Raw genomic sequence first — 19,329 nt, 5'->3', positions numbered from 1 at the left:
AAGGAACTCTTGCGTCATTTCTGTTGGTCTCGTGAGCCTCCTGGCTAGACGAGTTCGTGAGCGGGCACACCGTTGACGGTGTCGAGCGACCAACCATCCGGCGTGAACGTGACAATGCTGACCGCCGCGTTATTGATTCGAGGCATCGTGAGATCGAAGAGCCCCTGGAGGGTGAGTCGGATGAACGAGCCGTGGCTCACCGCGATAACGTTCTTTCCCGCGTAGGTGTCCCTGAGGTGCTCAAGCGCGAGCAAGCCGCGGGCCGAGACCTCTGCCTCCGTCTCTGAATCGACAAATCCTCCTGGCAGGCGAACCGCTTCGAGCTCGTCGCCTGCGGTAAGGCCCTCCGCCCGACCAAAGTTACGTTCGACGAGGTGATCAACGTGGGCAGGGCCGGAGAGCCCAAGGCCCTCAGCGATGATTGCCGCGGTCTCTGATGCCCGTGACAGTGGCGACGACGTGACGATGTTCCAGCTGTCATCGAGTTCTTTGGCCGCGAAGCGGGCCTGCTCCCTGCCAGTATCGTTCAGATCGATATCGGTGCGTCCCTGGATGCGGAATTCGGCATTCCATGGGGTCTGGCCGTGGCGGATGAGCGCGATCGTTGTAGTTTCAGTCACCCGTCTATTCTGTCCCATCGACCTGATAGTTCGGCCGGATGGCTGGCGGGCAGGAGAAGAGTCTCGCAGGGCAACGTGGCAGAATGTGTTGTGGAATCGTTGAAAGGTCACCAATGACGTCACTGAGCTCGCTCAGTTCTCCCCGCGCGCATCAGCCCGTCGCCGAATCTTCGGCCGTGCTTGCGGACCGCGTTGGTGAAGCCGCGACCGCGGCAGGCTTTGCCCTCGATCACTCACAGCTTGGCGTTCTCGACCTGCTGGCTGACGAGAGCACAGGGGTCTATCTTTGGGGGCCATCCGGTCGAGGGAAAACCTGGCTTCTTGACCAGTACTTCGCGCTGGTTCCCGGCGAACAGAAGCGCCGCATCCACTTCCACGGTTTCTTTGCACGGTTTCACGCGAGCATTTTTCAGCACCGGATAGACCCGAACCGGGGCGAACGTCACCCGGTCGATGCGGCTATAGACGAACTCCTTGGCGACGCCACCCTTGTGGTGTTTGATGAGTTTCACGTGCACGATGCCGGTGATGCAACCCTGCTCATTGGCGTGCTCGATGAACTGTTTCGCCGGGGTATCCGCCTCGTGGTGAGCTCGAACTATGCGCCTGCCGAGCTTATGCCTAACCCGAACTATCATCACCTCTTTGCGCCAGGCATCCAATTGCTTGAGACCCGGCTGAGTGTGTTCGAGATGACGGGTGATACGGATTATCGGAGAGCTCCTGTGCGCGGGGAACGAACGGGGTTTGCGCGCGGCACGTGGGGCACAACTCAGGTGGAGGTTCGTGGAGCGAACGGAGACGTGCACACGCCGCCCGACGCTGACGAAGAGGTAGCGCTCGAATCCGCCGGCCACCGATTTACCGCCCGCCGCGCCGGCAACGGACTTGTGTGGTTCGATTTTGCGAGTCTGCTTGATTCGCCCACCTCAGTCAACGACTATTTGCGCTGGGCCGAACGCTTCTCCACCTGGGTTCTTGGCGACGTGCCGTCGGCCGAACACCTGTCGCCTGGTTCGTATCAGCGTCTCGTCAACCTTATTGACGTGTTGTGTGACGCCCAGATCGAAGTTCACGTGCGCTGTGCCGATGACCGCTCCCAGTTTCTCGCCTGGCGAGAGGCGACCCCAACTGATGCCTTTCGAATGGAGAGTCGACTGCTGCTGCTCCGCGATCTGAGCGATGGGGCCTCGTAGGGCAGATCGCCGAACGCGCAGAAATTATCGGAAACCTCACGGTTCGGGGGTGTAGACTGTGATTCAGCGTAACTGCTTCCCTTCATCACTCGACCGAATTGATTCCACAGCGTCTCGTTTCGTTGCTCGAGTATGGAAGCCCTGTTGCGTTACCGAGTCTTGACCGGCTACCAGCCCGGAGACTCATTTACCGTTCCGAACCGATGCGTCGGTTTTCGCTCAGGAGAAACATGGCTCAGCCAGAACTACAGCAGGCCCCGGCCCGCGCGCAGCAGAACAAGCAGCAGAGCAGCGCCCAGCACAATGGCCAGCAGGGCGGCAAATCCGCTAAGCAGGCTGCAAAGCAGGCAAATAACGAGGGTCTCATCCCGCTGCTTGCCCGCGCCGTACGCGAGGTTGAAGCATCCGCCCAGCGTGGCAAAGCAACGCCAATGAACCGCACTAAGTTCCACGTCATCGCGCTGCTCATGCGCGAGGAGCGCGCCCGCGCCAAGACCGACCCGTCGCTGAGCGATGCCGACCGTGCTGAGACGCTCAAACGCCTCGATGGCATCGCGTCTATTCTGGCAAAGACCGCCGCCCGCGACACGTCGCTCATAACGCTTCTTGAGCCAGAGGCTCCCGTCAACGAGGCCGCACGCAAGCTGCGCCGCAAGCTGCTCGAGACCGCAGGCCACGAGGTTCCCGAAGACGAGCCCACTCCTGCGCCGGTCGAGGCGGTTGTTCCGCCGGAGCTTGCAGAGCGCCAGGTGTTGCCGCCGGCCGTGATCGCCAGGCAACGATCGAATCCATTCCTCGCGCCAGACCTGACGCCGGCCCCGCCGAAGCGTCCAGTTGTGCGCCTCTCCAACTGGGAGCTGCTTGGGCCGCTCCTCAAATCGTTTGAGCAGGGCGCAGGCGGCAAAGTTGCCAGCATGCCGCTGCCAGAGGCTCCTCCCATTGACCGCCTTGCGCCAAAGGGCCACGAACTCATGCGTCACCAGGCGCGCTTCCTTGAGTGCGTTGCCGAGGGGCACCGCAGCTTTTTGCTTGCCGACGAGCCCGGTCTTGGTAAGACCGCTCAGTCGGTTATTGCGGCCTCGGTCGCCAACGCCTACCCGCTGCTCGTTGTTGTGCCGAACGTTGTGAAGATGAACTGGGCCCGCGAGGTCCAGAACTGGACCCCACAGCGCCGCGCAACGGTAATTCAGGGCGACGGCCAGAACCTCGACGCGTTTGCCGATGTCTTCATCGTCAACTACGAGATCCTCGACCGCCACCTGAGCTGGATCAGCAACATGGGATTCCGTGGAATGGTCGTTGACGAGGCGCACATGATCAAAAATGTGCAGTCGCAGCGCTCGCGCAACGTACTCACGATTGCCGACCGCATCCGTAAGAACACGCCAGGTGGCAAGCCGCTCATGATGGCGCTCACCGGTACTCCGCTCATCAACGACGTGGATGATTTCCGCGCCATCTGGCGCTTCCTCGGCTGGACCGACGGCACAAAGCCAACGGCAGAACTCATGCACCGCCTCGAAGACACCGGCCTGACCCCTGCAGATTCGGCCTTCTACCCGGCCGCCCGCGAGGCCGTCATCGACATGGGAATCGTGCGGCGCAAGAAGATCGACGTCGCGGCCGACCTGCCGGCAAAGCGCGTTGTTGACCTCCCCGTTGAGCTTGACGACGACTTCGGCCGCAGCATCCGCGAGGCAGAAGATGAACTCGGTCGCAAGATGTACGAGCGCTACCAGCGCGCGCTGAATGGCCGCCTTGGCGCCGAAATGTCGACTGAGGCGCTCATTCGCATGGTCGCTCACCAGGAGCTCGACGAGTCTGGCAACTCCAAGACCGGCACCAACGTCTTCACGATGGTTCGTAACATCGGTAAGGCAAAGGCATCGCTCGCGGCAGACTACGCGGCTCAGCTGGCCCGCTCCGTTGGCAAGGTTGTGTTCTTTGCTAAGCACATCGATGTGATGGATGCCGCAGAGGCAGCCTTCGCTGAACGTGGTCTTCGCACGATTTCGGTTCGGGGCGACCAAACTTCAGAGTCGCGCCAGGCCCAGATCGACGCGTTCAACAACGACCCAGAGGTCTCGATCGCGGTCTGCTCGCTCACCGCTGCCGGCGTTGGCGTGAACATGCAGGCCTCCTCGAACGTTGTGCTCGCTGAGCTCAGCTGGACCGACGCCGAGCAGACTCAAGCGATTGACCGCGTGCACCGCATCGGCCAGGCCGAGCCGGTGACCGCATGGCGAATCATCGCGGCCCACACCATCGACAGCAAAATCGCCGAGCTCATTGACGGCAAGGCGGGCCTTGCCGCCCGAGCCCTTGACGGCAGCGACGCCGAGCTCACCGCCGGCGACTCCGTGCAGCTTGAGGCCCTCATCCACCTGCTGAAAAGAGCGATAGCATCGTCCTAGAGGTTTTGTGTGGTCGAGTGTCGCAGCCAGCGTCACGATAGGCCGGCAAGCCGCAGGCTTTTATCGGCTGACCGATGCGTATTGCATCTTCCAATGAAACAGGAACCATAGGGAGTGTGTGTATGAAGATCGGAATTTTGACGAGTGGTGGTGACTGCCCAGGGCTGAACGCGGTAATTCGCGCGATTGTCCTCAAAGGCACAAGTGTCTACTCGCAACAATTCGTTGGTTTTCGTGATGGATGGCGCGGGCTGGTTGAAGGGGATGTCATTCCCCTTGACCGTCACCGCGTTCGTGGACTTGCCAAGCAGGGAGGCACGATTCTTGGCACGAGCCGGTTTGGCCCCTATGAGGGACCAAATGGCGGGCCTGAGAACATCCAGAAGACGCTCGATCGGCTCGGTGTTGACGCGGTTATCGCGATCGGTGGCGAGGGTACGCAGGCCGCGTCAAAGCGCCTCGCGGATGCCGGCATCAAGATTATCGGTGTTCCAAAGACCATCGACAACGACCTCGGTGCCACCGACTACACGTTCGGATTTGACACTGCGGTAGAGATCGCAACAGAGGCCATCGACCGCCTTCGCACAACCGGCGACTCACATAAGCGCTGCATGGTGCTTGAGGTTATGGGCCGCCACGTTGGGTGGATCGCCCTTCACTCCGGCATGGCCGGGGGAGCGCACGCCATCCTCATCCCAGAGCAGCCGGTCAGCATCGAGCAGATTGTGACCTGGGTTGAGAGCGTGCGTGACCGCGGACGTGCACCCCTGCTGGTGGTCGCCGAGGGATTTAAGCTCACGACAATGGAGGACGCGCACTCGCATAAGGGGCTCGATGGCTTCAACCGTCCGCGACTCGGCGGTATTGCCGAGATTCTTGCGCCCATGATCGAGGAGCGCACCGGCATCGAGTCGCGCGCAACCGTGCTTGGTCACATCCAACGTGGCGGAGTGCCAACGGCATACGACCGTGTGCTTGCGACGCGTCTCGGGCTCGCCGCAATCGACACCGTGCTTGAAGAACGCTGGGGCAACATGGTTGCTCTCCGCGGAACCGAGGTCGAGGTTGTTGGCCTCGAAGAAGCGCTGGGCGAGCTCAAGACGGTGCCGCAGCACCGCTACGACGAGGCCGCAATCCTCTTCGGCTAGCCGCCCGTGCCATCCGGTTTTGGCGTAGATTTCCCGTTTGGGCGTATGTTCTCTCATACGCCCAAACGGGCAATTTACGCCGAACATCTCGGAAAGGTGTGACCGTCTCTGCGTTTGCGCTCCTTTGAAATTGTTCATTAACGGTCTGGCCCAATAATGTGTCCTTTGGGGCTAATCTACGAACTCATCGTTCTGTCTCAGAACGTTGGCTTTGAAACGCGGCAGAGGAAACGCATTGTATAAAAGAGACTTCTGGCTGAGCCCAGTTGGCGTGGAGAACCACGGGAAAACCTTTTCCAGGGGTGCTGGCCTCGTTGACAGCTCAGATACGTGGCTTGGCAACCATCAGCTCTACGAGTCTGCAATTCGGGCGATCGGTACTGGACTCCTGCGGTTGAGGTCGAGCGTGGTCGCGCTTGATCGCGGTTGGCAAGGTGACGCCCGCGAGACCATCTCGCCGGCAATGCGTGGAGGTGAAGCGAGAATGCTCCGGTTCCAACGGCTCGCCGCGGATGCTCGACATCTTGCTCAGTCCACAGTGTCGACCATTAACGAGTTCGATATGCGACGAGCAAGCGCGTGGCCGCGTTGAAACGGCTGCTTTCTGTGGTCGGATGCTTCGCGTTCGTTTGTGGCCTGCTGCTCGTTCAAGGCTGCAGCGTTTCCAACCGATCGACCTTATCGCTGAGCTTCACGTATGACGGGGAGTATCGTACGGTAACTGCGCACCCAGAAGTCGTTCGGTGTGATGAGACCACAACCTCTGGATTCACCTTTGAAAACGGCCCACAGGCGACGTTTGTATTGAGTTTGCTACATGAAGGCACTTCGCGGACCTCGCAGGCTTACGTAAATGATGTAGACGGTGGGATTCTTGCGGCATTCTCTGATCAGATCGTGACAGCCCGCACTGAACAGGAGGGCTCGGGAGACCGCAGGACTATCGTTTCTGGAGCGAAGGTTGATCTTAAGTTGCTGTTTGACGTCGGTCGGAATCGTGACAAAGGCTTAGATGTCGAAGATTTTGATAATCAAAATGTTCCCGTAGTGAGCGGGACAGTGAACGCTAGTTTATTCTGCACCAAATATGAATAACCTCGAAATACGAACCATGATTAGTGTAATTCTGTCGAAGAAGGCGCTCTGCGCAACAGCCGTTTCGCGCTGGCATCGGCGAGACACGAGTTAAGTCACCGGACTCAGACAACCAACAGCCATGACCTCACCGATAGTTGTCGGTCCTCCATGGCACGTTCTCATGGAGGCAGTCGCTCCACTGTGACGAGGGCCGGCTTGGGTTTGCATCTTGGATCTGTATGATCCTTTCTGCCTCAACGGCAAGAACACGCCAAAATTGCTCGACTACCGCTTCAACAAAACGGCGTATCTGCGATCCCAGGGAACGCAGGCACGCCGTTGGTGATGTTGGGGGTTAGGCCAGCGCGGCCTGGACATCGGCGAGCGACGGGTTTGTTGCCGACGAGCCGTTCGGGTACAGCACCGTTGGAACCGTCTGGTTGCCGTTGTTGAGCGACTCAACAAGCTCGGCGGTGCCAGGCGTTTCTTCGATGTTGATTTCGGTGTAGCCGATGCCAGCCTTGTCGAGCTGCTTCTTGAGGCGCTGGCAGTAGCCGCACCACGTCGTAGAGAACATTGTGATGGTGCCGTCTGCTGGGATGTAATCGCTCATGCCAAAATCCTAACCCGTGTGGCTGAGACTGCGCTCAGCACTTAGTCCGCCAGCCCAAGCACGTCGAGCAGCCAAGCGAGCTCGTATGCGCGCTCGTTCCACGCGTTGTAACGGCCGCTTACTCCGCCGTGGCCGGCGCTCATTTCGGTCTTGAGTAGTGCAGGTGCGCCAACTTCGCGCAGCCGGGCAACCCATTTTGCCGGCTCGACGTAGAGCACGCGAGTGTCGTTAAGGCTTGTCATCGCAAGGATGCGCGGGTATTGAACATCGTCGCGCACGTTTTCATATGGCGAGTAGCTTTTCATGTACTCGTAGACATCAGCGTTGTGCAACGGGTCGCCCCATTCATCCCATTCGATGACCGTGAGCGGAAGTGACGGATCGAGGATGCTGGTGAGCGGGTCAACAAACGGAACCGATGCAAGAATGCCGGCAAACTTCTCCGGGGCGAGGTTTGCGACGGCACCCATGAGAAGACCTCCCGCGCTTCCGCCCTCGGCCACAAGTTTGTCTGCTGTGGTGTAGCCGGAACCGATGAGGTGTTCAGCACAGGCCACAAAATCAGTAAACGTGTTTTTCTTGTGCAACATCTTGCCGTCGTCGTACCAGTGGCGACCCATCTCTCCGCCGCCGCGCACGTGCGCGATGGCAAAGACGACGCCCCGGTCGAGCATCGATAGCCGCGCAATCGAGAACGAAGGGTCGATGCTTGCCTCGTACGAGCCATAGCCGTAGAGGTGGAGTGGGCGCGGCTCGGGTGCGGCGTGTTTTGCTCCAGCGCGGTCCCCGGTGAGTTCGGCTTCGCTCAGCGCGTAGACCAGTGAAATTGGAACTCGAGTGCCGTCTGGCGCCGCTGCCCATTCCCTGCGCTGCACGTATCGGGCCGGGTCAAAGCCTCCGAGGACCTGCTGCTGCTTGAGGATGCTGCGTTCACCAGTCGCAACGGTGTAAGCGAGCACGGTTGATGGTGTCACAAGCGAGCCGTAGCCGAGGCGAACGGTTGGTTGGGACCACTCGGGGTTGCCCCCGGTCGCCGCGGTGTACAGTGGCTCATCAAAGGCGAGCTCGGTGCTGTGTGCGGTGAACGGTCCCGTGAGCGACGACAGGGGGAGCACGCCCACCTGGCTGAGGCCGTCTCTGCGGAAGTCAAGGGTGAGGTACTGTTCAAACGCCGAAACGTCCTCGAGTCGGATGGCCTCGTCGTGGGCGATGAGCACCTCCGCACCCTCCGGCCCGGTGCCGGGGGACAGCGGATCAACCATCACAAGTTCGCTGCCGATCGCATCAACGTTGTGGAGGATGAGGAGGCGGTCTTCGCCGTTGATCACGGCGTGGTCGACGTCGTATTCCACGCCCTCAACACGCGGCCAGACGACCGTGAATTCGGCATCCGGAATCAGTGTGTCGAGCAGGTGGATCTCTGTGGTCACCTTCGACCCAAGCTCGATGACCAAATACCGTTTGCTTCGCGTGCGGCCGATGCCAAGCCAGAAGCGTTCGTCAGGCTCATGGAAGACGGTGAGGTCAGTGTCGCCGGAATCGCCAATCGTGTGCCGCCAAATAGTATCTGGGCGCCACGAGTCGTCAAACGTGCTGTAAAACAGTGAAGCTGCATCCGGGGCGAACATGGCACCAGGCGCAGTGCCCTCGACCCGGTCTGGCAGGTTCACGGATGTTCGGAGGTCGCGAACCTGAATCGTGTAGCGCTCGTCGCCAACCGTGTCGGTCGAATACAACAGGAAGTTGCCATCGGTGCTGACATCGAAGCTGCCGATCGAGAAGAAGTCGTGCCCCTCTGCCTCAACGTTTCCGTCAAGAAGGACCTGTTCGCCGTCGGCGGCGACGGCAGGGTCAACAGCGGGAGGCGTCCAATCGTCTGCCGAAGCGATTGGCGCGCGGCAGTGCATCGCGTACTGTTGCCCCTCTTGCGTGCGTGAGTAGTACCACCAGTCGCCGAGGCGGGTGGGTACGGAGAGGTCCGTTTCGACCGTGCGGGCCTTGATCTCGTCAAACAGCGTAGAACGAAGCGCCGCGAGATGGTCTGTCTCGATGTTTGCGTAGACGTTTTCGGCTTCAAGGTACGAAACGACGTCGGGAGATTCTTTCTCGCGAAGCCATTCGTAGTTGTCAATAACGGTGTCACCGTGAAAGGTTCGTTCAACCGGACGCTGCTCGGCCTGGGGGATCTTTGAGATACTCACACACCTACGCTACCCGGAGTCGCGCGTGCCGCAGCAATCCCAACCAGTAGGCTCAACGTATGACTGTTACCCAGGTGTGCGTATGTTATCTGCTTCGCACCGGGGACAACGCGCGCGTCGAAGTGTTGCTCGGGCGCAAAAAGCGAGGGCTCGGGACGGGCAAGCTCGTTGGGCCTGGGGGCAAGCTTGAGGTTGATGAGACCCCGGTTCAAGCAATCGTGAGGGAGGTAGCGGAGGAGACCGGGCTCAACGTGGGCGCTCAGGAGCTGCACGAGGCTGGGTTTATCAGCTATACCTTCCCAACGCAGCCGGAACTTGACCAGCAGTCGACCGTGTTTGTTGGTCGGGAATGGTCTGGTACTCCAGCGGATTCGGATGAGCTCGAGCTGGGCTGGTACACAATCGATGATCTTGACTACGACCAAATGTGGGATGACGCGCGCCACTGGTTGCCCGCCGTTTTGCGCGGCGGCACGGTTGACGCCGAATTTAGTTTTGCCGAAGACCTTAACTCGGTAGCCACTCACACCGTACGCTGAGGTGTATGGCTCTTCAGATACCCACATACACACTTAACGACGGCATCACGGTTCCGCAGGTAGGGTTTGGCACCTATCCGCTCAAAGGCGAAGACGGTGCCTGGGCAGTGCACAGTGCAATTACGACCGGCTATCGGCTGATTGACACCGCAGTCAACTATCAGAACGAAGGCGCGGTTGGCGAAGGAATCCGCCGATCAGGGGTTGCTCGTGAGCGTATCCAAGTAGCGACCAAGATTCCCGGCCGGTTTCACGCGTACGACGACGCCATCGCTTGTGTGCAGGAATCCTCATGGCGTCTTGGTGTTGACTACATCGACTTGGCACTCATCCACTGGCCAAACCCCAGCGTTGACAAGTATTCCGAGGCCTGGCGGGCGCTCGTTCAGCTGCAGAAGGATGGCCTCGTTCGGTCCATCGGCGTCAGTAACTTCACCGAAGAGCACCTTCGTCGCATTATTGACGAGACCGGCGTCACCCCAGCCGTCAACCAGGTTGAGCTGCACCCGTATTTCCCGCAGGAGGAGCTGCGGTTGGTTCACGCGGAACTTGGTATTCGCACGGAGTCGTGGAGCCCGCTTGGCCGGGCAGGCGCATCCACCGAAGAAGCCCCCGTTGTTGAAGCCGCAGAGGCTCACGGAGTGTCTCCATCGCAGGTGATCCTCCGCTGGCAGACCCAGCTTGGCGCATTACCAATCCCGAAGTCGGCCGCTCCTGCTCGGCAGCGAGAGAACCTCAACATTTTTGGCTTCGAACTGACCGAGACGGAGATCTCTGCGATTACCGCGCTGGGCCGCCCTGACGGTCGTTTGTTTGACGCCGACCCGAACTTCCACGAGGAGGAGTAGGGCAAGGGGCCGCCGGCGCAGAAAGAAAACCGGTCGCCCAGAATAATCTTTTTTCCTGTTTTGTTTAGCGTATTATTGTTTAGTGTCACATATTAGGGATGTGGCAACGCAACGCTAGACAAGTGAGGACTGCCCGCCGGTACGAGGCGCGCGATATCAACCATGAAAGCACACCCCAAGAAGGGCGATTCGGTGCGCCCGAAATCGCAACAACACCGCGCAAGACGATGGCCAGCAGGGCTCGTGTTTGCCAGCCTGATCGTTGGGGCCTGCGTTGTCACGCTGCCAGAGGTCACCAGCGGAGCCTATAACGACATCGCCAACGCGCTCATGGGTAACGCGGGGGCCGTTGGCAATCCCAACGCCTTTTCCGTCGAAGCGAGCAACGGTGACGGCGTGTGGAAGGCAGCAGATACCGAGGCGGAGGCCGTGGTCATGGCGATGCCTGCGGGTCAGCGACTTTCGCCAACAACGCCCCTTGTGCAGTCAGTATCGTTCCGCGTTGGCCCATCGTCGCCAGCTGGGGATGTTCTCCCCAGTCTTGTTCCGCCAGCCGACTGCGTTGGAACGTGCATCGAACTCTTTAACTCGTTGCTGTTCACCGTCAGCTACGACGGTCAGCCCACCCTGGCATCCGCCGTGTCGGCTGCAACGTTCAACGCCATGACTGCCAGGGGCCTTGCCGCTGTTCCCGCAGGAGAAGTCCATCAGCTGAACCTCAGCGTTTTACTTGTTGACGGACTCGAGTACACGCAGTTCAACGGTGTCTCGACGCGCATAGCGGTGCTCCTTAGTGGCACGAGCCGAGCATGAGCCGCCCACAAATCCCACAAATCCCACAGATCCCACAGATCCCACAGATTCCACCGACACTCGCCGGTTTGTCCAACGCACAGGGAAGCGTCCTATGAACCTCACACCACAGCAGCCAAAACGATTCGTCACGACGAGGATGCGCGCAGGGCGCCTCTGGCTCGTCGGGGGAGTAGCCGTGGCCTCACTGATTGCGTCAGGGCTTACGAGCGTCACGCCAACCGACGCTGCCTACACAAATAGCGCGTATGGAATGTCGCAGAGCGTTGCGGCCGAAATCCCGATGCCGCCCGTTACCTACGGTCTTGGGGGTGGGAGCTATAACGAGACGATTGGCTACGGTGTCACCTCAAAGCGGCAGCTGCTTGTCTGGGGCGCTCCCTCTGGCTATACGGGCGAGCAAAAATGCACAACGGCCACGCCTGGCTGTACAACGCCCGCCAACTGGAACAGTAAGAGCGAGAACTATTCGGCGTACGGCGCCGGTTATTGGGGGTACTGGTCTATTGGGACCCCGCCAACTCTTGTCAGTGGGATGCCCGAAGTGAAGAATGTTGTTGGTACGGCCCGCGGCCTCTACGTGCTCGATTACGCCGGCCGCGTTATCGCGATGCACAGTACCTATCAAAAAGTGGCCTATTCTCCGTCGACACCGTACTACCCATACGCGATGCGTGTTGGCGGAACGCCCTGGGCCGGAACGGGAACCGAGCTCACCAACGCAGTGAGTATTGCGGCAAGCCGAGGCTCGGTAGCCGTTATCGCGAATGATCGTGTGTACTATTCTGGCTCCGCCTACGCCGCTGCCAGCGCAGCTGCGCCCGGTGCCAATACCGGGGAGTTCTCCGGGTTCGTTCAGATGCCAGGATTGCCCGATCCGAGCGTCTTCGGGAACCGCCCCATCGCCCTTGACTCGACTCTTGGCGCGTTTTACATCACACTTGAAAGCGGCGCGATCTACCAGTGGATTGCCTCGTCAAGCGCGGCAATCCAGCCTGGAGCCATGACATCCACAATAAGCGCCACGAAGATCAACACGTTTGCGCAATGGGAGAAGAAGCCCGCCAACACCGGTGCCACAATTGTGAAGTTCATTGGCAACGAAAAAATGAGCTTCGCCACGTTATCAAACGGAACAGCGCTGTACTGGATCAAGGGTGGCGTACCAGCACTCTTGCCAGGGGTCGCCGGGGTGAAGGATGCCGTGTCTAACGCGGTCTTCACCGGCTTCCTGACACAGAGCGGCAGCCTGATCATGACAACATCGCAGGGCGGCTGGGCCAACTTTCCCCAAGGTTCAAACGTCGCGACGGTACTTGCCTCTGGGGCGGTATCGCTCGGCCCTGCAGGCTACGGCTTCTTGATTCAAACCAAAAACTCGAGCGGGGCGTGCAGCTTCAAGGTGGTTGGGAACAACGCCTATTCGACCCTCGGGACGCCCTACAACAACCCGCCAACGACCCACAGGGTGTTTGGGAGTATCGCCGATATTCAAGGCTGGAACCTCAGCGCGCTCTGCTAAACGGCAACAAAAAGACCAGCGCCCCACATCGTAGTTCACCGCTACGAGGTGGGGCGCTGGCGTGTGGCGGATGCGCGGGAGGCGCATCCGCCGGCTTATGAGGGTCCTCGGTTAGGCCGAGGTCTCCATCTTCATGACGATGCGTCCATCGATCTGGCCCTTGACCATGCGGTCGAAGATGCTGTTGATATCGTCGAGCTTCTCTGCAGCAACCGTTGGTTTGATCTTGCCGCGAGCGTAGAAGTCGAGCGCCTCAACCATGTCCTGGCGGGTTCCAACAATCGACCCGCGGATCGTGATGGCTCGCAGCACGATGTCGAAGATGTTCGCTGGGAAGTCTCCTGGCGGGAGGCCATTGAAGACGATCGTTGCGCCGCGGCGGGCAACGCCGAGGGCCTGCCCGAACGCCTTCGGGTGCACAGCTGTGACGAGCACGCCGTGTGCGCCGCCAATCTCGCGCTGAACAACCTCGGCTGGGTCCTCGTTCATGGCGTTAACCGTGAGGAGGGCGCCGTGCTTCTTGGCCAGTTCCAGTTTGCTGTCGTCAACGTCGACGGCAACAACGTTGAGGCCCATGGCCACCGCGTATTGCACAGCAATGTGGCCAAGTCCGCCGATGCCCGAGATGACGACCCACTGGCCTGGGCGAGCGTCGGTCATCTTGAGGCCCTTGTATACCGTGACTCCGGCACACAGGATGGGCGCGATTTCTACGGGGTCCGCGCCGGCCGGGATGCGTGCCGCATACTTTGCGTCAACAAGCATGTATTCGGCAAAGCTTCCGTCGACCGAGTATCCGCCGTTTTCCTGCTTCTCACAGAGGGTTTCCCACCCTGTGCGGCAGTACTGGCAGATGCCACAGGCTGACCACAGCCAGGCGTTTCCAACCTTGTCGCCAACCTTGAGATCGGTGACGCCCTCGCCAAGCTTGACTACCTCGCCGTAGCCTTCGTGACCGGGGATGAGCGGCTGCTTTGGCTTGACCGGCCAGTCGCCGTGTGCGGCGTGGAGGTCGGTGTGGCAGACGCCTGAGGTCTCTACCTTCACCAGTGCTTGGCCGAAGCCTGGCTCTGGGATGGGAACCTCGTCGATGGTAAGTGGTTTGCCGAGCTCGTGGACAACGGCAGCGCGCATAGTTCCAGACATACATTAACTCCAGATGTGAATGATTTGTGGCAGGATCTGCCAGACGCCGATTTCCGAGTAGGACAGGGGCGTCTTCGCACCAAGGATAGGCCGGGATGCCGTTTGAGCGCGCGGAATAAGGTTGCATTCGGGTTGCGCTCGCTCGGAGTTTTTGGGGATAAACCGGCGAGGCTGCCGGTGAGCGATGGGCGCGCAGAAAGGGATGTGCCAATTGGGTCAGAATGGGGTCGTGACTTGACCTAGACTCGTGGTGATGGAAGCATCGTATTGTGCATAACCGCACGCTTCGCGTAAAGGGATTTTTGATGAATATTTGTCAAATACTTTCACGCTCGCGAGGATGATCGTCTCGACAGAAAGACTTCGGTGGAACTCGCACTCATTGTGCTGCTGGTTATCGTACTGGCCCTTTTCTTTGACTTCACGAATGGTTTTCACGACACCGCCAACGCAATGGCTACCCCCATTGCCACGGGGGCACTGAAACCCAAGACTGCGGTCATTTTGGCGGCCGTGCTCAACCTTGTAGGTGCCTTCCTCTCAACTGAGGTGGCCAAGACCATTTCCCAAGGCATCATCCGTGAGGGTGACGGCGGTGTGCTCATCTCCCCAGAGATGATCTTCGCCGGCCTCATCGGCGCCATCGTGTGGAACATGGTTACGTGGTTGCTTGGCCTCCCGTCGAGCTCATCCCACGCCCTGTTTGGCGGATTGATCGGTGCCGCGATTGTTGGTGCCGGACTGAACGCCGTTGACGGAAGCGTCTTGCTGTCGAAGGTTATCCTTCCGGCCCTCGCTGCGCCGGTTACCGCTGGAATCATTGCGTTCACGGCCACTCGTCTTGCCTACAAGATCACGCGTCGCCATGACGGTAAGCCCGACGGTCGTGGGCGCTACCGGTATGCCCAGATTGCGTCGTCGTCGCTTGTGGCTCTTGCCCACGGAACAAACGACGCCCAGAAGACGATGGGTGTTATCACCCTGACCCTGGTTGCCGCCGGTTGGCAGACCGCAGGAACGGGCCCCCACCTGTGGGTCATCATTTCCTGTGCCCTTGCTATCGCACTCGGTACGTACTCTGGCGGATGGCGAATCATCCGCACGCTTGGCGCCGGCCTTACCGATGTGAAGCCGGCCCAGGGATTTGCCGCAGAGACGAGCACCGCCGCGACCATCCTCGCCTCAACCCACCTCGGCTTCGCCCTGTCAACGACACAGGTTGCCTCTGGCTCCGTGATCGGTTCTGGCCTTGGCCGCCGTGGATCAACCGTGCGCTGGCGTACCGTTGGCCGAATTGGCATCGGCTGGCTCATGACGCTCCCCGCTGCAGGTCTTGTTGGGGCGCTTGCCGCCTGGATCGCGCACATGGGCCCCGTCGGCATCATCATCGACACGGTTGTCGGCGTGTTTGTCATTGGGCTCATCTACGCGCTGTCGAAGCGGAACCGCATCAGCTCGAACAACGCCGTGAGCGATGTGGCCGAGTCTGGTTATGCTGTCCGCATTCGCAAGCGCAAGATCCGCAGCGTTCCGACCGAAACCGGCACGATTCCTCCGCTCACGACCGTTGCCCAGTCTGCTGTTATGCACGACAAGGCAGCCGCAGAAGCCGCAGCCGAGGCGAAGGCTGAAGCAAAGGCCGAGGACGCTGCCGCGACGGCAGCCGTTGCAGAAGGAGACCAGAAATGATCGACTGGGCAGCCTTTCTGATTGTGTTTGTGACGGCCATCGTCTCTGCGTGCGTTGTTGTGAGTCTGTACTCGTTTGGCATCCGTTTCTCGGCGATGCCAGCGCCTCGCGTTCGCCGTGAAGACGGGACACTTGAGCCGGTTGGTGACGCGCGCGATGCGGAGGATGACGGTATTGAGCTTCAGGGGCGCCCGCGCTGGGCAACCTGGGCGGCCAATATCTGCTTCGGCCTGTGCGTTGTTGTTGTGCTCTTTGGCATTTACCTGATCGTGCCAGCTCTTCACGTGAAGTAGTGCCTGTTCGCGCGTAGGATGACCCTATGACTGAGCAGGCAGCAGAACCAACAACCGCCATCATCGAAACGCTCGCACGATTGCGCGAGAACTATAACGCAGGCCTCACCAGGTCCGCGGCGTGGCGCGACAACCAGTTGTTGGCCCTGAGCCGTATGCTGACCGACAACAGCGGGGTCTTCGAGAGTGCGTTGCAGCGTGACCTTGGCAAGTCGCCTGTTGAAGGCATCCTGACCGAGATCGGCTTTCTGCTGAGCGAGATCGACCACACCCGCTCCCAGCTGGGCAAATGGATGCGGCCGCGGCGGGTGATGCCGTCAGTGGCGCTCCTGCCGGCCTCGGCAAAAGTCATCAGGGAGCCGCTTGGCGCGGCACTCATCATTGCGCCCTGGAACTACCCGCTCATGCTTGCGCTATCGCCACTTGTTGGGGCAATTGCCGCGGGAAACGTGGCGGTTGTCAAGCCGAGTGAGCTCGCGCCCAACGTCTCAGCGGCTCTGGCAAAGATCCTGCCAACCTACCTCGACCACCGCGCCTTTGCGGTCATAGAGGGCGGCGTTGAGGAAACGACCGAACTGCTTGAGCAGCGCTGGGACTCCATTTTCTACACGGGTAACGGGGCTGTCGGGCGGATCGTGATGACTGCCGCAGCACAACACCTCACGCCCGTCACGCTCGAGCTTGGCGGAAAATCACCAGCGTATGTTGATGACACGAGCGACCTTCGCCAGGTTGCCCAGCGCCTCGCCTGGGGCAAATTTCTCAATGCCGGTCAAACCTGCGTCGCCCCAGACTACGTGCTTGCAACGAGGCCCGTCATCGACCGACTTGTGCCAATGCTCGCTGAGGCCATCCGTGACCTCTTTGGCACGAGCATCCAGCAGAATCCCGACTACGGCCGAATCATCAACACCCGGCACACCGAACGGCTTGCTGGGCTCCTGTCGAGCGGACGCATCGCGATCGGCGGCACCGTCGACCGCGACGACAGGTACATCGAGCCCACCGTGCTGACGGATGTCTCCCGCGATTCAGACATCATGGCCAGCGAAATCTTTGGGCCGCTTCTTCCACTCATTGAAGTCACCGGCCTCGACGACGCAATCAACTATGTGCGCGGCGGAGACAAACCGCTCGCCCTCTACGTATTCAGCGAGAGTAATCGGGCTCGCGACCGCTGGGCAAACGAGACAAGTTCTGGCGGGCTTGCCTTCGGAATCCCAATGGCGCACCTCATGGTGAGCGGGCTACCGTTTGGCGGTGTAGGCGAGAGCGGGATGGGCGCGTACCACGGTGAGCGCTCATTCCTGACGTTTAGTCATGAGAAGGCGGTGCTGAGCAAACCGCTCACGCCGGACACCCTGCGTGCCACGATCATGCCGCCCTACACCGCGCAGAAAGAGGCCATCGTGCGAAAGCTGCTGCGCCGCATTTCGTAATTGGCAGCCGCCGCTGACGGCTCTGGTCGTCAGCGTCTCGCTTCGCTTCGCCTCGCTTCGCCTCGCCTCGCGTCGCCTTGCCCAAGCGACTTACCCATCAGATTGGTCACAGTTCCACCCAATAGCGCCGGTTTGGGTGGAACTGTGACCAATCTGTTGGCAGCTGGAGCGTGCCGAGGTGGGGGACCGTCGTGGAACGAGGTTCCGCGAGGTCACGGCCTTGGTCTTCGCTCATTCGCGGAGGCTGAGCACAAAAGTTTGCGCGCGGGACTTGGCTTCAAGATATGCGCCTATGAGTTGGCTCTATGGCCTACCCCAGCGACGTACCTCACAGCCTTGGCTCTGAGTCGCCCTTCACCGCCCTTGCCCCACGGCCCACGCTCTAGGCCTACCCCGAGCCCGCAGCAAGAGACCTCGTGATCTGAATGAACGGCGGCGACTAGTGGCCTGGCAGCCGCAGGTTGCCCTTGCCTGTGACTTCAATCCGTTCGTTGTCCTGCCATGCGGCAGCGGCTTCTAGCAGGGCATAGACCCGCTCGCCGGTGTCTGCTGGGGCGCCTGGCTCCTGCCACGCGGACTGCACTCTCAGTACGCCGGCCTTTCGATCGTTCTTGAGGTCAACCCTGCCAACCAGTTGATCACCAACAAGAACGGGCAGCGAGTAGTATCCGAAGACTCGTTTTGGTTCGGGCGTGTAGATCTCGATGCGGTAGTGAAAGTTGAAGAGGCGTTCGGCCCTCGGACGAAACCACACAACTGGATCGAAGGGGGAGAGCAGCGCAGCGCCCGTTGCCGCTCGCGGAAGCGTTGCGTCGCGGTGCCGCCAGGCGGGGAGCTGACGGCCGGCGGTATCCACCCACCGTTCGACGGTGACCGGCTGAAGAATTCCCTCGTCTTGGAGCTCGTTTATCGCTGTCTTGGTCTCGGCAAGCGGGAGCCGAAAGTAGTCTGCAATATCGTGTGCCGTCCCAACGCCGTGGGCGCGGGCCCCGAGCTCGGCGAGCTGGCGGATGGCATCGGGTCTGGCGACGTGGCGATCAATAATCTCTGCCGGAAGCACCTGCTCGGTAAGCGCATACCGGCGCTCGAATCGCTGCCGCCCTGCCGCCGTCACCTCGCCCCAACCGAAGAGGAACTCAACCGCGCGTTTGACGTCTGACCACTCCCACCAACCGCCAGGTGCCCGCTTGACATCGCCCTCAATCTCGCGCACGAGCGATGGGCCCCGCGAGGCGAGGTCTTGGCGGACGCGCTCGATGACGTGTTGATGGTCGGCGGCCCACTTGCCAGCTTCGCTGGTGTCTTTTTGGTGCCGTTCGTTCATGCGCCAGCGAAAGAGCGGCCAGGACTGTTGCGGGATGATGGCGGCCTCGTGTGCCCAGTATTCGACGTAGGGCCCGCCCGTGAGGAGGAGTTGATCGGCTGCGGCCCGGTCATAGGCACCTTGCCGAGCCAAGATCGGCAGGTAATGGCTGCGTTCGAAAACGTTGACGGAATCGATCTGCAGCAAATGTAGCTTGCTCAGCGTCGTGTTGAGCTTGCGCGTTGTTGCTGCCGGCCGTGCACGAGGGGCTGGTTGCGTGAGCGTGACCGGCTTTGCGAGCTGTTGCGCCTCAAGGGCGATGCGGCGGGCCTGCGCGAGCGAAAGCGAATCTGTCATATGGGTAGCGTACGGTGCGCCGCCGACACTGTGCTCGAACCGGCGAAGCATCCAACCCTCCGGCATGTCAAGGGGACAAATCGTTGGCGGGTAATACCCCTACCCCTA

Annotated in this window: 16 protein-coding genes; 11 read left to right on the top strand and 5 right to left on the bottom strand. The window is 60.4% G+C overall.

Annotated elements, in window-relative coordinates; all coding sequences use genetic code 11:
• Positions 1-44 precede the first annotated feature (44 nt).
• Positions 45-620, bottom strand: coding sequence for a histidine phosphatase family protein (locus FHX76_RS06800; protein ID WP_341777881.1), 576 nt, complete (start codon positions 618-620; stop codon positions 45-47).
• Positions 621-733: 113 nt separating this feature from the next.
• Here FHX76_RS06800 and zapE point away from each other — a divergent pair, with 113 nt between their 5' ends.
• The 4 genes from zapE to FHX76_RS06780 all read left to right on the top strand — a co-directional run bounded on the left by zapE (position 734) and on the right by FHX76_RS06780 (position 6,476).
• Entirely contained in the window at positions 734-1,816 is a 1,083-nt protein-coding gene (zapE, locus tag FHX76_RS06795) for a cell division protein ZapE (RefSeq protein WP_167149155.1), read from the top strand.
• 230 nt (positions 1,817-2,046) lie between these two features.
• Positions 2,047-4,230 (top strand): DEAD/DEAH box helicase, encoded by a 2,184-nt coding sequence (locus FHX76_RS06790; RefSeq protein ID WP_167149153.1) that lies wholly within the window; start codon positions 2,047-2,049, stop codon positions 4,228-4,230.
• 122 nt (positions 4,231-4,352) lie between these two features.
• Entirely contained in the window at positions 4,353-5,381 is a 1,029-nt protein-coding gene (locus FHX76_RS06785; protein ID WP_167149151.1) for a 6-phosphofructokinase, read from the top strand.
• A gap of 579 nt (positions 5,382-5,960) precedes the next feature.
• Positions 5,961-6,476, top strand: a complete 516-nt coding sequence (locus tag FHX76_RS06780) for a hypothetical protein (RefSeq protein WP_167149149.1) — start codon at positions 5,961-5,963, stop codon at positions 6,474-6,476.
• Between the two features lie 337 nt (positions 6,477-6,813).
• On the opposite strand, the gene FHX76_RS06775 is transcribed toward FHX76_RS06780, so the two are convergent.
• Both FHX76_RS06775 and FHX76_RS06770 read right to left on the bottom strand, forming a co-directional pair.
• Positions 6,814-7,071, bottom strand: a complete 258-nt coding sequence (locus FHX76_RS06775; RefSeq protein ID WP_167149147.1) for a mycoredoxin — start codon at positions 7,069-7,071, stop codon at positions 6,814-6,816.
• A 41-nt stretch (positions 7,072-7,112) separates the two neighbouring features.
• Positions 7,113-9,272, bottom strand: coding sequence for a S9 family peptidase (locus tag FHX76_RS06770; protein WP_341777880.1), 2,160 nt, complete (start codon positions 9,270-9,272; stop codon positions 7,113-7,115).
• 59 nt (positions 9,273-9,331) lie between these two features.
• On the opposite strand from FHX76_RS06770, the gene FHX76_RS06765 reads away from it, so the two are divergent.
• The 4 genes from FHX76_RS06765 (at position 9,332) to FHX76_RS06750 (ending at position 12,994) form a co-directional block, all read left to right on the top strand.
• Positions 9,332-9,811, top strand: a complete 480-nt coding sequence (locus FHX76_RS06765; protein ID WP_167149145.1) for an 8-oxo-dGTP diphosphatase — start codon at positions 9,332-9,334, stop codon at positions 9,809-9,811.
• A 5-nt stretch (positions 9,812-9,816) separates the two neighbouring features.
• Positions 9,817-10,659 (top strand): aldo/keto reductase, encoded by an 843-nt coding sequence (locus FHX76_RS06760; RefSeq protein WP_167149143.1) that lies wholly within the window; start codon positions 9,817-9,819, stop codon positions 10,657-10,659.
• Between the two features lie 162 nt (positions 10,660-10,821).
• Positions 10,822-11,472 carry a hypothetical protein gene (locus FHX76_RS06755; RefSeq protein ID WP_167149141.1) on the top strand — a complete coding sequence of 217 codons (651 nt, stop codon included), beginning with the start codon at positions 10,822-10,824 and terminating at the stop codon, positions 11,470-11,472.
• 94 nt (positions 11,473-11,566) lie between these two features.
• Entirely contained in the window at positions 11,567-12,994 is a 1,428-nt protein-coding gene (locus FHX76_RS06750) for a hypothetical protein (RefSeq protein ID WP_167149139.1), read from the top strand.
• Positions 12,995-13,105: 111 nt separating this feature from the next.
• On the opposite strand, the gene adhP is transcribed toward FHX76_RS06750, so the two are convergent.
• Positions 13,106-14,140: an alcohol dehydrogenase AdhP gene (adhP, locus tag FHX76_RS06745; protein ID WP_208402457.1), complete on the bottom strand. Its 1,035-nt coding sequence runs from the start codon at positions 14,138-14,140 to the stop codon at positions 13,106-13,108.
• Between the two features lie 366 nt (positions 14,141-14,506).
• Here adhP and FHX76_RS06740 point away from each other — a divergent pair, with 366 nt between their 5' ends.
• From FHX76_RS06740 to FHX76_RS06730, 3 genes are read left to right on the top strand one after another with little or no spacing between them, the layout of a single operon-like run.
• The gene (locus FHX76_RS06740) at positions 14,507-15,829 is read left to right on the top strand and encodes an inorganic phosphate transporter (RefSeq protein ID WP_167149137.1); all 1,323 of its coding nucleotides are present in this window, start codon (positions 14,507-14,509) and stop codon (positions 15,827-15,829) included.
• Positions 15,826-16,122 carry a hypothetical protein gene (locus tag FHX76_RS06735; protein WP_167149135.1) on the top strand — a complete coding sequence of 99 codons (297 nt, stop codon included), beginning with the start codon at positions 15,826-15,828 and terminating at the stop codon, positions 16,120-16,122. The genes FHX76_RS06740 and FHX76_RS06735 overlap by 4 nt, the downstream gene beginning before the upstream one ends.
• Before the next feature lie 26 nt (positions 16,123-16,148).
• A complete protein-coding gene (locus FHX76_RS06730) occupies positions 16,149-17,561 on the top strand; it encodes an aldehyde dehydrogenase family protein (RefSeq protein ID WP_167149133.1) in 1,413 nt (470 codons plus the stop codon).
• Positions 17,562-18,000: 439 nt separating this feature from the next.
• On the opposite strand, the gene FHX76_RS06725 is transcribed toward FHX76_RS06730, so the two are convergent.
• A complete protein-coding gene (locus FHX76_RS06725; RefSeq protein ID WP_167149130.1) occupies positions 18,001-19,221 on the bottom strand; it encodes a winged helix-turn-helix domain-containing protein in 1,221 nt (406 codons plus the stop codon).
• Positions 19,222-19,329: the final 108 nt, after the last annotated feature.

The organism is Lysinibacter cavernae (genome assembly GCF_011758565.1).
GTDB classification, from domain to species: Bacteria; Actinomycetota; Actinomycetes; order Actinomycetales; family Microbacteriaceae; genus Lysinibacter; species Lysinibacter cavernae.
Note: the sequence above shows the minus strand (reverse complement) of the source record. Positions and strands in the feature narration are given on the sequence as shown.

What these genes read in the sequence shown, in the direction of transcription:
- zapE (WP_167149155.1), top strand. Translation starts at nt 734, where the DNA reads ATGACGTCACTGAGCTCGCTCAGTTCTCCCCGCGCGCATCAGCCCGTC.
- FHX76_RS06790 (WP_167149153.1), top strand. Translation starts at nt 2,047, where the DNA reads ATGGCTCAGCCAGAACTACAGCAGGCCCCGGCCCGCGCGCAGCAGAAC.
- FHX76_RS06785 (WP_167149151.1), top strand. Translation starts at nt 4,353, where the DNA reads ATGAAGATCGGAATTTTGACGAGTGGTGGTGACTGCCCAGGGCTGAAC.
- FHX76_RS06775 (WP_167149147.1), bottom strand. Translation starts at nt 7,071, where the DNA reads ATGAGCGATTACATCCCAGCAGACGGCACCATCACAATGTTCTCTACG.
- FHX76_RS06765 (WP_167149145.1), top strand. Translation starts at nt 9,332, where the DNA reads ATGACTGTTACCCAGGTGTGCGTATGTTATCTGCTTCGCACCGGGGAC.
- FHX76_RS06760 (WP_167149143.1), top strand. Translation starts at nt 9,817, where the DNA reads ATGGCTCTTCAGATACCCACATACACACTTAACGACGGCATCACGGTT.
- FHX76_RS06755 (WP_167149141.1), top strand. Translation starts at nt 10,822, where the DNA reads ATGAAAGCACACCCCAAGAAGGGCGATTCGGTGCGCCCGAAATCGCAA.
- FHX76_RS06750 (WP_167149139.1), top strand. Translation starts at nt 11,567, where the DNA reads ATGAACCTCACACCACAGCAGCCAAAACGATTCGTCACGACGAGGATG.
- adhP (WP_208402457.1), bottom strand. Translation starts at nt 14,140, where the DNA reads ATGTCTGGAACTATGCGCGCTGCCGTTGTCCACGAGCTCGGCAAACCA.
- FHX76_RS06735 (WP_167149135.1), top strand. Translation starts at nt 15,826, where the DNA reads ATGATCGACTGGGCAGCCTTTCTGATTGTGTTTGTGACGGCCATCGTC.
- FHX76_RS06730 (WP_167149133.1), top strand. Translation starts at nt 16,149, where the DNA reads ATGACTGAGCAGGCAGCAGAACCAACAACCGCCATCATCGAAACGCTC.
- FHX76_RS06725 (WP_167149130.1), bottom strand. Translation starts at nt 19,221, where the DNA reads ATGACAGATTCGCTTTCGCTCGCGCAGGCCCGCCGCATCGCCCTTGAG.